Annotated in this window: 9 protein-coding genes, 1 tRNA gene and 2 pseudogenes; 9 read left to right on the forward strand and 3 right to left on the reverse strand. The window is 50.8% G+C overall.

Going from position 1 to position 13,138, the window contains the following annotated elements:
• Positions 1 to 34 precede the first annotated feature (34 nt).
• The 8 genes and pseudogenes from ACQGXV_RS26595 (at position 35) to ACQGXV_RS26630 (ending at position 9,528) form a co-directional block, all read left to right on the forward strand.
• Positions 35 to 334 (forward strand): head-tail connector protein, encoded by a 300-nt coding sequence (locus ACQGXV_RS26595; RefSeq protein ID WP_440863199.1) that lies wholly within the window; start codon positions 35 to 37, stop codon positions 332 to 334.
• A complete protein-coding gene (locus ACQGXV_RS26600) occupies positions 331 to 672 on the forward strand; it encodes a phage head closure protein (RefSeq protein ID WP_440863200.1) in 342 nt (113 codons plus the stop codon). Before ACQGXV_RS26595 ends, ACQGXV_RS26600 begins: the two co-directional genes overlap by 4 nt.
• Positions 665 to 1,453 (forward strand): HK97-gp10 family putative phage morphogenesis protein, encoded by a 789-nt coding sequence (locus ACQGXV_RS26605; RefSeq protein WP_440863705.1) that lies wholly within the window; start codon positions 665 to 667, stop codon positions 1,451 to 1,453. Before ACQGXV_RS26600 ends, ACQGXV_RS26605 begins: the two co-directional genes overlap by 8 nt.
• A complete protein-coding gene (locus tag ACQGXV_RS26610; protein WP_440863211.1) occupies positions 1,437 to 2,054 on the forward strand; it encodes a tail assembly protein in 618 nt (205 codons plus the stop codon). Before ACQGXV_RS26605 ends, ACQGXV_RS26610 begins: the two co-directional genes overlap by 17 nt.
• Positions 2,055 to 2,113: 59 nt before the next feature.
• Positions 2,114 to 3,799 (forward strand): annotated as a pseudogene (locus tag ACQGXV_RS26615) (host specificity protein J); the annotation flags it as partial.
• A 206-nt stretch (positions 3,800 to 4,005) separates the two neighbouring features.
• Positions 4,006 to 6,258, forward strand: coding sequence for a phage tail tip fiber protein (locus ACQGXV_RS26620; RefSeq protein WP_440863706.1), 2,253 nt, complete (start codon positions 4,006 to 4,008; stop codon positions 6,256 to 6,258).
• A gap of 316 nt (positions 6,259 to 6,574) precedes the next feature.
• On the forward strand, positions 6,575 to 8,359 hold the full coding sequence (locus ACQGXV_RS26625; protein WP_440863707.1) for a hypothetical protein: 1,785 nt from the start codon (positions 6,575 to 6,577) through the stop codon (positions 8,357 to 8,359).
• 245 nt (positions 8,360 to 8,604) lie between these two features.
• A pseudogene (locus ACQGXV_RS26630) lies at positions 8,605 to 9,528 on the forward strand (IS5 family transposase).
• Positions 9,529 to 9,792: 264 nt separating this feature from the next.
• Here the strand turns inward: ACQGXV_RS26630 and ACQGXV_RS26635 are convergent.
• The 3 genes from ACQGXV_RS26635 to ACQGXV_RS26645 form a co-directional block, all read right to left on the reverse strand.
• Positions 9,793 to 9,869, reverse strand: a tRNA-Pro gene (locus ACQGXV_RS26635).
• 78 nt (positions 9,870 to 9,947) lie between these two features.
• Complete coding sequence (yejM, locus tag ACQGXV_RS26640; RefSeq protein ID WP_440863708.1) at positions 9,948 to 11,651, reverse strand: LPS biosynthesis-modulating metalloenzyme YejM; 1,704 nt, start codon at positions 11,649 to 11,651, stop codon at positions 9,948 to 9,950.
• Between the two features lie 15 nt (positions 11,652 to 11,666).
• Complete coding sequence (locus tag ACQGXV_RS26645) at positions 11,667 to 11,894, reverse strand: YejL family protein (protein WP_440863709.1); 228 nt, start codon at positions 11,892 to 11,894, stop codon at positions 11,667 to 11,669.
• A gap of 166 nt (positions 11,895 to 12,060) precedes the next feature.
• Between ACQGXV_RS26645 and yejK the strand changes: the two genes are divergently transcribed.
• Positions 12,061 to 13,071 (forward strand): nucleoid-associated protein YejK, encoded by a 1,011-nt coding sequence (gene yejK, locus ACQGXV_RS26650; protein ID WP_440863710.1) that lies wholly within the window; start codon positions 12,061 to 12,063, stop codon positions 13,069 to 13,071.
• The last annotated feature ends 67 nt before the right edge of the window (positions 13,072 to 13,138 follow it).

Consider the following 13,138-nt stretch of genomic DNA (forward strand, 5'->3'; position numbering starts at 1 on the left):
AATCTGGTAACGGGTTGCGGGCGGAGTGCTTTCTATGGTCCCAACGATTGATGAATTGCGCAATCAGTGCCGAATAGACAGCGATGACGCTACCGAAGACCAGATGCTTACGCTTTACTGTTTGGCGGCAAAGGGAAGGGCCGAGAATTATATTAACCGTAAGTTATATGATGCTGCGGTGCCTGAAAACGAAAGTGAGGGGCTGGTGATCTCGTCGGATATTAAACTGGCGCTGATGCTTGCGGTTGGGTTTTGGTATGAAAATCGTGAGGCGCAGAGCCTGCCAGCGGGATTTTTCTCAATACTGCAACCTTACAGGTTTATTCCGCTATGAACATCGGAAAAATGCGCCACCGCGTCACCATCCAGAACTTCACCACAACACGCGATGCCAGCGGGCAACTCATCAAGACGTGGTTTGATGCTGCTACTGTGTGGGCCGAGGTCGCACCTATAAGCGGACGTGAGCTGGTGGCTTCAGGGGCGGTATCTGCTGAGGCGACAATTCGTGTGTGGATGCGTCACCGCCGTGATGTATCGGCGGCGTCACGGTTACTGTGCCTGAACGGGCCGTTTAAAGGCTTAACACTGGACGTTATCGGGCCACCCATCCCAGACGGTAAGTGCACCCGACTGGAAATATTGTGCAAGCTGGGGGTGAAACGTGATTGATTTTGGTCTTGATTTTTCCGGCCTGGACGATATTGCAAGGGATTTGGAAAAACTGAGTCGGGCCGAAAACAACAAGGTACTGCGTGATGCTACTCGCGCCGGTGCCGAAGTGCTGAAAGAGGAGGTTATTGCCCGCGCCCCGGTTCGCACTGGGAAAATGCGCAAAAACGTTGTGGTGGTTACTCAGAAATCACGGCGAAAAGGGGAAATATCATCTGGCGTACATATTCGCGGTGTTAATCCCCGAACGGGTAACAGCGATAATACTATGAAGGCGAAAAACCCACGCAATGTCTTTTACTGGCGCTTTGTTGAAATGGGTACAGTGAATATGCCTGCGCATCCTTTTGTGCGCCCTGCATTCGATATAGCCAACCGACTTAAAAATGATTACATCCTATGCCCTGATATGCGGCAAAGAAGCATAGCTGGCTGTTATCAAAATAATGTCGCTTGGCTATATCTGTTGGAACGAGGCATAACGCTGCCCAATTTTGAACGCGCCGATGGATGGTGGAACCGTAGCGAAAACCTTTACATGAAACATTACGCCGAGGCGGGATTTACTGCTGTCAGTGGTGAACTACAACCCGGTGACGTGATCATTATGCAAGTACGCGCCAGCGAGCCAAACCACGCAGGGGTTTATGTTGGAAACGGTGAAATGCTCCATCATATGTATAACCAGTTGAGCCAAAAAATCCCCTATGGCGGTTACTGGTTTGACAGAACCATAACCCGCTTGCGCTATACAGGAGGTGTTAATGTCGGTAGCCATTGAGTACCAACCCCTAAAAAACATCCGTCTCTATGGCGTCCTGGGTGCAACGTTTGGGCGCGTGCACCGTCTGGCGGTTGAAAGCCGTCAGGAGGCTATCAAGGCGCTAAGCATAGTCATCCCCGGCTTTGAGAAGTTTCTACTGACGAGTAAAGCGCGGGGGCTGACCTATGCGGTATTTGACGGTAAGCGAAATCTTACGCGTGATGAGCTGGATTTTAATGTCAGTCATGAAATCCGTATTGCTCCCGTCATTATCGGGAGCAAGAAGGCGGGAATGTTTCAAACGATTTTTGGGGCCGTATTACTAGCCAGTTCTCTTATTCTTGGCCCTGCGTATGGAATTGGGTTTCTCTGGCCCAAACTAGCGTTCGGTATGGGAATGATGGGGGCATCGATGATGCTTGGCGGAGTGGTGCAGATGCTAACGCCCGTTCAGGGCGGGATTGCTATGCGTGAATCTCCCGACAACAAACCCTCATACGCTTTCGGTGGGCCGGTTAACTCCATTGCTCAGGGGGATCCGGTGCCGATCCTCTATGGCCGTCGCCGAATCGGTGGCGCGATTATCTCTGCGGGTATTTACGCAGAAGATCAGCAGTAATCATTATCCCTTCACACGTTTAAGCCGCGCTTAGCGGTTTTTTTGTTTTTGGAGCATTCATGACGATTCGTGGTCGTAAAGGTGGCGGCGGTAATGCCCGCACACCGGTTGAGTCACCTGATTCTATTCAGTCTACGTCCTACGCAAAAATTCTGCTGGCGTTGGGGGAGGGGGAATTTAGCGGTGGGCTGGATGGTACCCGTGTTTTTCTGGACGGTACACCGATCACAGATGCGAACGGTAACGCTAACTTTTCAGGCGTGACGTGGGAGTTTCGTTCCGGCACGCCCGATCAATCCTATATACCCGGCTTCCCTGGCGTTGAGAATGAAATTACCGTCAGCACAGAATTAACCAGTCAGACAGCCTGGGTGCGGTCACTCACCAATACTCAGCTTTCAGCGGTACGTCTACGCTTTTCGTGGTCTGCACTCCAGCAACAACAGGATAACGGCGATGTTGGTGGTTATCGCATTGAGTATGCGATTGATGTGGCCACGGATGGCGGCAGCTATCAGGAACTGCTGAAAACAGCGGTCGACGGTAAGACTACGACGAAATATGAGCGTAGCCACCGTATTGACTTACCTGATGCAACAACCGGCTGGCAAATCCGTGTGCGTCGCATTACGCCGAATTCAACGAGCAACCGCATTGCCGATAAAATGGTTATTGATGCCGTTACGGAAATCATTGATGCGAAATTGCGTTACCCGGAAACCGCGCTGCTGTTTATTCAGTTTGATGCGAAACAGTTCCAGAATATCCCGGTCATTTCCTGTGAGCCCGATGGGCGCATTATCCGCGTCCCCTCAAATTATGATCCGGTAGCCCGAACTTACAGCGGGGCATGGAACGGCACCTTTAAATGGGCATTCACCAATAACCCTGCCTGGGTGTATTACGACATCCAGATCAGCGATCGCTTTGGCCTTGGCAACCGCATCAAGGCTGAAAACCTCTCCGTTTCAAAATGGTCGCTGTATCAGATTGCACAGTATTGCGATCAGTTAGTACCGGATGGCCGGGGCGGTAATGGCACTGAACCACGTTTTTTATGCGATGTGTATATCCAGTCGCAGGAAGAAGCCTGGACCGTGCTTAATGATCTGGCTGCAATCTTTCGCGGTGCCACGTTCTGGGGCAACAACCAGATGAATGTGATCGCCGATATGCCGCGCGATATTGATTACATCGTGACGCGCGCCAACGTGAAAGACGGGAAATTCACCTACAGCAACGCCAGCGAGAAAACACATTATAGCCAGGCCATGGTGTCATGGTCCGATCCTGCCAACAGCTATCAGGATGCCGTTGAAGCCGTCAATGATAACAAGTTGGTTAAACGTTACGGGATTAAACAGGCCGAAGTGACGGCGATTGGTTGTATTCGTCAGACGGAGGCGATCCGCCGTGGTAAATGGATTTTGCACACCAATGATGCGGACAGGGCCATTGCGTACACAATGGGGCTGGATGGCGATATTCCGGTGCCTGGCTCAATTGTTGGGGTAGCTGATTCGTTACTGGCAGGGCGTCCCCTGGGGGGTCGCATCAGTGCGGTTGACGGGCGTAACATCACACTTGATCGCGTATCGTCTGCGGCCATTGGTGAGCGCCTGATTGTTAACCTGCCGAGTGGGAAAGCGGAAGGGCGCACCATTGAAGCGGTAAACGACAACATCATTACGGTCACAACAGACTACAGCGAAACGCCGATCGCAGAATCTGTATGGGCGATAGATGGGCTTTGTTGAATAATTTAAGATACTGATTTATATAAGCATTATAAAATTTCAACGACTAATTTTTTCTCTCGGAATGCTTTTTATTGTGCTAACTATTTGATTTGTCGTTCTAACAAAATACATTCTCTGTAAATGCATTCTAACTAAAGAAGATGTAAATCAAACGGTTAAATTATTCAACAAAGCCGATAGATGCCACTGATTTGGCTTTGCAACTGTACCGCATTGTTGGTGTGGCCGAGGCTGATGGTGGTCTGTCATTTGATATCACCGGCGTCGAGTATGACCCGGACAAATGGGACAATATTGATAACGGCGCACGCATTGAATCGCGTCCGATCAGCGTTATTCCGCCTTCAGTACAACCTGCCCCCGAAAGTGTCGAGATTGGCAGTTACAACACTGTCGATCAGGGCATAAACGTTACGACACTTCGGGTAACGTGGGATCGGGCTGAAAGCGCAATCGCTTATGAGGCGCAATGGCGACGTGATAATGGCAACTGGATAAATGCAGCGCGTACTTCTGCGTTGGGTTTTGAAGTACCAGGCATTTACGCCGGGCAATATCAGGCTCGCGTCCGGGCTATTAATGCGGCTGAAATCTCCAGCATGTGGGCTAACGCGCAGGAGACCCGGCTTAACGGCAAAGAGGGCAACCCGCCTGCGCTGGCGAGTTTCATCACAGTGCCACTCGTTTTCGGCATTCAGCTTAACTGGAGTTTTCCTGCTGATACAGACGATACCCTGAAAACGGAGATTCAGTATTCCCCTACGAGCGACGGGCAGACTGCGTTGCTGCTGGCCGATGTGGCTTACCCCACTCGCACCTATCAGCAAATGGGGCTCAGTGTCGGTCAGGCGTTCTTTTACCGTGCCCGTATTGTTGACAAGTCAGGCAATCAGGGACCGTGGACGAACTGGATACGCGGGGGATCCAGCACAGACGTAAGCGATATTACAGATGTGATTGTGGGTGAAATCACTGAAACCGATGCATGGAAATCTCTGGTTGGTGAGGTCGAGAACAATACCCTGCAAATATCGGACGGCATGCTGAACAGCATTGAACAGGCCAAAGCGATTATCCGTAACAGCCTGGCGAACGATGCTGAAACGCGACGCTGGCGCGCGCAGAACGGCGACAGAGCGGCAGAAATCACCGAAACGCGTGCTACAATCGCCAATGAGGTGGAGGCCAGAACGATTGCGATGCTGGAAATGCAGTCAAGTATCGGCACGACGAACAGTAACCTGACGCAGTTGCAGCAGACCGTGGCAACGCAAAACGAAACCACATCGCAGCAGCTGACCGATCTCAACAGTCAGATGAACGATCCTGCTACTGGCCTTACAGCGAATGCGACGGCGGCGCAGGGGCTGCAAACCTCTGTCACCAACATTGACGGGCAGCTTACAGCGCAAGCTACGCAGCTCACTCAACTTACATCCACGGTTAACGGTGTCACAACGGAAATCAGCGATATCAGCAGCATTGTGAATGGCACAGATGCGAAGTTGTCGGCCTATCGCACGCTGCGCATTAAAGTTGATGCGAATGGGCGGCAATATGTTGCGGGTATGACGCATAGCATTGAGGACACGGACCAGGGTATGCAGTCGAATACTATATTCCTGCAAGACCGATTCTCGATCATGAATGCTGCCGGGGGGGATCCACAACTCATATTCACCACGCAGGGGGATCAGATAATTATTAATTCTGCGATTATCGGTAAGGGCACAATCACTGACCTGATGATTGGCGATCTCATCAAGTCAAAAAACTATTCTGCTGGTGTTTCAGGGTGGATGATCAATAAAGACGGTACTGCTGAGTTCAACGACATGTTGTTTAGAGGCGACCTACAATCAAATAATTATGCTAAAGATGTGCGTGGATGGAAGATATCTAAGAACGGGGATGCTGAATTTCATGACGGTAGTTTCTACGGGACTGTCTATGCTGGAAAAATTGTTGGTGATGTTTATGATTACACCTACAGCTTTGCCGGAGAATATACCGGCATTATTGGTTTAGATGGTGGCGATTATAGCTATCAATTATTTAAAATAAAAAGAGAATTATTTGATAAAACAATCATTATGATTGGCTCGACCGACGAGAGGACCCGCGCTTTCAATCCTCCCATATACAGGGAAACTAATGAAATTTGGTTTTTCAACGGACAAACCGGCGCTGGGGGGTACGGTGGATTATATATTGATGATGATTTAGTCATAAATATGTGGGGTCGCGCCGAATTAGCACCCTATATCCGTCCTCGAAAAATAATTCTCACTATCCCAGCCGGTGAGGGATTTTCTGTCGTTTCAATAAAGATGCATAGAAGCCCATCGAGTGGTGGAACGATGGTTCACAAGGTTGTGTTCAAATTCGACGTTGCTGCTTTTCGGCAATCAAGTTCGATTACGCCGATAATGAATTGGCAATAAAGCAGGGTAAACGTATGAAAGCATGGCACACAACGGGTGCTATCTAATATTTGTAGTTGCTAGTTACAACCGGTGATCTTTAGAAAGTAAAAATATCTATCATGTTGGTATATAGCTAAGCGACATTATTTTGATAACAGCCAGCTATGCTTCTTTGCCACATATCAGGGCATCGGCTGTAATCATTTTTAAGTCGGTTGGCTATATCAACCAATGCTATCGAAAACCATAAACCGCATTCTGCGGTTTTTTTGTGTGTGGTGAAAATATGTCTTGGTATAAAACCGGAACGCTAACTGCCACTAATGGCAGCAAAATGATTACGGGCACAGGAACCCAATTCACTCATCCATTAAACGGTGTATCAGCAGGGCGGATGTTATTGTTGCCTGCTGCTGGCACTGTTCAGATTTATGAAATTGAGTCCGTGCAATCCGATACACAATTAACGCTGGTATCGGCGTTCAATGGCACAACGGGAACAGGCAAAGCTTATGCTATTCCCACCTCACCGGCTGTTTCGGTTGAACAGTTTGCCCATGAGTTTGCATCAACGCTGGCCTATTACCAGCAGCAACTATCAGGCTGGCAGCAGATATTAACCGGAGCGGGAAACGTTACCTTAACTACGCCCGACGGCCAGACTGTCACCGTTCGCTCGCAAAAGGCATGGGATGATGCGCTGAATGGGAAGGTAACAGGGGTTAAGCAGACTGGCCAGTTTGATGCTACCGCAGGCTCGCTATTGATAAACGGGGCTTGGGGTTGGGGGGCGAAAGGGCAGGCTTTCAACCGTGATGATGCGGCAATGATTGCGTGGCTTAGGGCTTCCGACACAGGGAGTCGCATATACCGTAATGACACAAGCCGTGTTTCTTATGGCCTCAGATATGCGCCGTCCGTTCTTCTAAAAACGGGCGATTTGTGGGCTTCAATGTCTTTTGGTCATGAAGCCGTTGTGGGAGCGCCGTCTTTTGGTATTAGGGCAACTGTAGGTAACGAAGCCGGAACGGCTACGGTGATCCATAACTTTTGGACCGACAAAAATCTTGCTAAGCAGACAGCGTCATTGGCTACTGCTGGTCAGGTGTTGGTTGCCGGGTTAGCTGGTGGTATTGGCAGTAACACATCGCAAGTGTTGCCCGGCGCAACCCTTGCATCTGATCACCGAGCAAATGGCGTTTGGTATGCCCGGTCAGCTGAACAGTCTGATGTTCCTAATAGCGGCTATTTACAAAATCTGTTCGGCAATCCAAGCAGCACCTATGGCGCTCAAGTTTGGATCGATGTGAGAAATAGCACGCCATCGTACCGTTTTAGAACAATCGAGAACAACGCCGTTGGTGCGTGGCATGAGTTGGCTACGCTCGACAGCGCACAGACAATATCCGGGCTAAAAACCTTAACTAACGATTTCTTTATTCTTAGGCAATACCCTGCGATATACCTTGAATCGACTACGGTCGCACAGGCAACAGTTGGGCGCAGGGTTCTTATTTCCGCTGAGAACGGACAACTTAAAATAATAAGACGGGACGGCACTGGATCAGCAACAGGACAAACCGTTGTAACGTTCCCGAGCGCTGCGTCCGGCAACGTGCTTGTTACTGGCAATAACGCCGTAGCCGACTCCAACGGCTTCTGGAAAACAGCAAGCCCGGTTGTGAAGCTGTTCGCCGATGGTACCAGCGAGTTGACCAGCGAAGCTGAGGGCATCACCACCGAACGTCTGAGTGAAGGTGTGTACCGCATTTCCGGCTGTTTGGGCCTGAATGCCGATCGCGCCTGGGGCGGTGATGAGGGCGGTATCGATGTGCCGATGTGCCGCAACAAGTTACCGCGCCTGTGGGTGGACTACGGTGGTGATGATGGAAGTGAGCAGATAAACCCGGATGGCTCGATAGTTATTCGCACCTATCACCGCCCACACCCTGACGCGCCAGCGTTCGCTCGCAATGAGATAGAGGGCTACGCGAACGGCGACCCTATCGATATACCGCGTGACACGTTCATATCGGTGCGTGTGCAGATGCCAGAATGCGCGGAGGTTAAACCGAAGGTGATGCACAGTAATGTTTATTGCAACACTGTAGCAAGCTAAACGAAAAGCCCACTCCGCTCGGCTATGAGGTCGAGCGCATCTTCAAGTGTAGGAAGTAGGTTGTGGTGAATGGTCCATGCCTCATTACCTATAACGAACAGAGACACATAGAAGCCTGAATCTTCAATTACTGCGTAAGAGCATTCTGGGCACTGTGTCAGCTTGTCATTGGCTTTGTTGAATAAATCGAACTTTTAAGTGATCGGTGGTTCTGAACGCTACAGTCGTTTCAGCATCGGTTCCCCATGGCAAAGCAAAAGTTTAAAATCACCAACTGGTCAGCCTACAACAAAGCTCTCAGGCAGCGCGGTTCGTTGACGGTCTGGCTTGATGAGTTGGCCATTGCTGCATGGACTGACGGCTCGCCACCTTAGGGGCGTGGCCGGCCACTTCACTACACTCATATGGCGATCGCCACGGTTCTGATGATGAAGCGCGTATTCAACCTTTCTTTACGGGCGTTACAGGGCTTCGTTGACTCGATTTTTAAGATGATGTCTCTGCCGCTGCGCAGCCCGGATTACTCTCTGCTCAGCAGGCGGTCAAAGACCGTAAACATCAGCATAAAGACGCCGACCCGAGGTGAAATCTTGCATCTGGTCATCGACAGTACCGGCCTGAAAGTCTTCGGCGAAGGCGAGTGGAAAGTCAGGCAGCATGGGGCTGACAAACGCATGGTGTGGCGCAAGCTTCATCTGGCCGCAGACAGTGTGACGCACGAGATTATTTGTGCCGATTTATCGCTCAGCGGTACGACAGATGCGCAGGCACTACCGGGATTGATTAACCAGACCCACAGGAAAATCAAGGAAGCCTCGGCAGACGGCGCTTATGACACAGGCTACTGCCATGATGCGTTGCTGAGGAAAAAGATCAGGCCACTTATCCCGCCACGAAGTGGGGCGCAATACTGGCCGGCCAAATACCATGAGCGTAACCACGCAGTGGCGAATCAGCATCTGAGCGGGAGCAATGACGCCTGGAAAAAGAAAGTGGGCTACCACCGCCGCTCGGTAGCGGAAATGGCGATGTACAGCATCAAAACCTTGCTGGGAGGCCATCTGAGCCTGCGGGACTATGACGCGCAGGTGGGTGAAGCAATGACGATGGTCAAAGCGCTAAACCGGATGACATTGTTGGGTATGCCCGACAGCGTCAGGATCGCATAACCGGTGTAGCCGCGGGAGCCGTTCTGTCGGCTCACTCTGATTTATTCAACAAAGCCCTTGTCATTGTCTGCCAGCACGCAGATTCTTGTTCCGTTGAATTCTGTTATTTTCATGGGAGGTGTCATGTCCATTATGATCATCTATCCGCAGATTTTAGCCGATAAAATGAAGTGAATCCCGTTAGAGTTTTACCATCATTTTACCATCGCCAAATTCCAGGCATAAAAAAACCAACCGTAAAAGGTTGGTTCTCTTGGGATTATTTGGTCGGCACGAGAGGATTTGAACCTCCGACCCCTGACACCCCATGACAGTGCGCTACCAGGCTGCGCTACGTGCCGACGTTATGGGGCGCTATATTACCGTCTCCTGAAGCGATTGCAATAGCCAGCTGGCGCGATCGCTTTAGATTTAGGCCGTTAGTTGGCAATAAATCGCCTTTCGCTGGTAAGTACCTGTAACAGCAGCGGTAAACTCGGTTTTTCATCACGCAATTTTTCGCCGTCGCTGTTGTAGGCATCGTAGCTGCCATTGGCTTCCAATTGGATGATCTGCTGCGGCGTGGTGATCATCAATGCCCCGCGGTTGCCGTTCACCAGCCAGTTATTACGTCGCTGGGCTGAAAACAGGTCTTCGCCTTGCGCATAGTCTGTGGCGGACGTTTTGACATGCAGTAAACGCTGCATAAGCGTGACCATAACGTCTTTTTGATCCGTCATTTTACTGATGGTTTGCGCCGGTGTTCCTGGCCAATGCACCACCAACGGGATCTGCCACTGTGAGCGACGGTAGCGACTGCCTTTCTCCTGTTCGCTGGATTTTGCCGTAATAACCACGACGGTATTATCCAGTTTGCCTTGGCTTTGCAACGTATTAAGTATTGCACTGATGCTTTGATCGGTAGCCTTAGCATCCGTCAGTGCACGAGGACCAGTGGTGCCCAGCTCAATATAAGAGAACCATGGCGATGTGGGTTGCGTAGCGGTTTTCAGCCACGTCTGCCACTGTTGCACGGTATCAACATCAGGTTGAATTACCGGTACTGACAGCGAAAAATCTGACAGCAGTGCCTGACTATAAAGCGGGTTATCGAAGCCATTGCTTGAGAACAGGCCAAATTGATAGCCCTGTTGGTTCAGGGAACTCACCAATGCTGATGGCGTGCGTGCACTCAATACACCATCCATATAGGTAGTCGAGATACCGTAAAACAGGTTAAACAGACTGCTTTGGGCATTCTGGCTCACATTGAAATGGTTGCTGAAGTGCACGTTCTCTTCAGCAAAACGCATCAACTGGGGCATTCGGGTGAGCGGCAGTTGGTCTGCCACCACAATCAACAGATTGTAGCCGCTGCCAGCATCGCGGAACTGAATAGTGTTCAGCGGATACTCTAGCGTAATCGCCTCAGGATTGCCCTGTAGCGCAATGCGGCTCTCATACGCTTGTGCATCCAGCAGGCCGTGTTTTTCCAGAAATCGTCGTGCTGTCATCGGATAGGATAACGGCAATGTCGCGCGCTGCATGGTGATAGGGCGATAGAAGTTGGCATCGGCCCAGATATACATCATATGCGAGGCGAAAAACGCACTGATAAACACCGCGGCGACCGGCATGCCAATACGGTGACGGTTCAGGCTACGCAGTTTTTGCCAGCACCAGGTGCCAAACAGCATCTCAACCATGAAAATCACGGGGATGCCGATAAACATCAGTTGCCAGTCACGGGCCAGGTCACTTTGCTCTGGATTGATCACCAGTTCCCAGACAGTGAGATTCAAGTGCAGGTGGAAACGGCTAAACACCTCCATATCCAGCAACAGCAGCGTCAGCCCTGCGGTCGCCAACGCCACAGAAAGAAAACGTAGCAAACGCTGCGACATCACCACGAACGTCAACGGAAAGACAATCAGCAGGTAGACGGCAAAAACGATAAAACTAAAATGCCCCAGCCAACTGACAAGGGCATAGTTACGGCCAAGTAACGACGAGGGCCAATCCGCCACGAACAGATAGCGGCTTCCCACCCCCAGACTCAACAGGATATTAAATAGCGCGAACCAATGCCCCCAACTGATCATCTGGGAAACTTTTTCGCGATAGTTGCGACGGTTGCTTACCATAGCCTCTGGTCGGTGTTATTGCGCGTTATGGGTGGTGATAGATGCCTGCAACGCATCAGCAAAAGAACGAGCCAATACCTGACGCTGCCCCGGTGCTACGCTGGTGTTGATAAGGTTGGTAACCATGTTGCCCAAAACCATCAAGGAGAGGTCAGTGGGGGCATGGTGTTTTTCCAATAAGCTTACCAATTCGGAAAGCACTTGTTCGACGAGTTCGTCTCTGTAACGGGATAATTGTGCCATAAAAGGGCGATTCTCAAGCTGATAAAGGGGAATATCTTAACGTAACGACCTGACGTTTTCCGCAATTTTATCATTTTAGCGTCAACCGTTGGTGGGTGCAGGCTTTTTCTTGTAGGGGACCTGCGTTGGTGTTTGAATACGCTCCTTGCCAAAAGGAGAGTTTATCATGAGTCTGGATATCGACCAGATTGCCTTGCATCAGCTTGTCAAACGCGATGAGCAAATGTTGGAGTTGGTGTTACGGGATTCGTTATTAGATGCCACCCCCGCCGTTGACGAGATGATGGCTGAGCTGCACCGCGTCTACAGTGCGAAAAACAAGGCCTACGGCGTGTTCGAGGAACAGAGCGAACTGGCCCAGGCACTGCGTGGCTGCCGTAAAGGGGAGGAGGATTTCCTCGGGTTTAGTCGCGCGGCCACCGCTCGGTTGCGTGATGAACTGGCGAAGTATCCCTTTGCGGAGGGCGGCATCGTGCTGTTTTGCCAATACCGCTATCTGGCGGTTGAGTATCTGCTGGTGGCGGTGCTGAACAGTTGCAGCAGCATGCGCGTCAATGAACAGCTGGATATCAGCAGCACGCACTATCTGGATATCCCCCATGCGGATATCGTGGCGCGTATCGATCTCACGGAGTGGGAGACCAATCCGGAATCTCAACGCTATCTGACCTTCCTGAAAGGGCGGGTAGGGCGCAAGGTCGCGGATTTCTTTATGGATTTCCTCGGCGCCAGCGCAGGGCTTGATACCAAGGCGCAGAATCGCGGCCTGTTGCAAGCGGTGGACGATTATTGTGCTGAGGCGCAGTTTGATAAAAACGAGCGTCAGCAATACCGTCAGCAGGTGTACAGCTATTGCAATGAGCAGTTGCAGGCTGGGGAAGAGATAGAGGTTGCGGCGTTGTCGCAGGAACTGCCGGCGCTGGGAGAGAAAACCTTCCATGCTTTTTCGCAAGAGCAGGACTATGAATTGGAAGAGAGCTTCCCTGCGGATCGTAGCACACTGCGCCAACTCACCAAGTTTGCTGGCAGTGGCGGTGGTTTAACGATCAATTTTGATGCCTTGCTGCTGGGCGAGCGTATCTTCTGGGATCCGACGACTGACACACTTATCATCAAAGGGACGCCGCCGAATTTGCGCGATCAGCTACAGCGCCGTTTGAGCAGCGGTGATAAATAAGCGACCAGAAAACGAAAAACGCCGAGACTGTAAAATAATCTGTGTAAATGGCATTTTGAGGAAAACC

Source organism: Symbiopectobacterium purcellii, assembly GCF_052050035.1.
GTDB classification, from domain to species: Bacteria; Pseudomonadota; Gammaproteobacteria; order Enterobacterales; family Enterobacteriaceae; genus Symbiopectobacterium; species Symbiopectobacterium purcellii_A.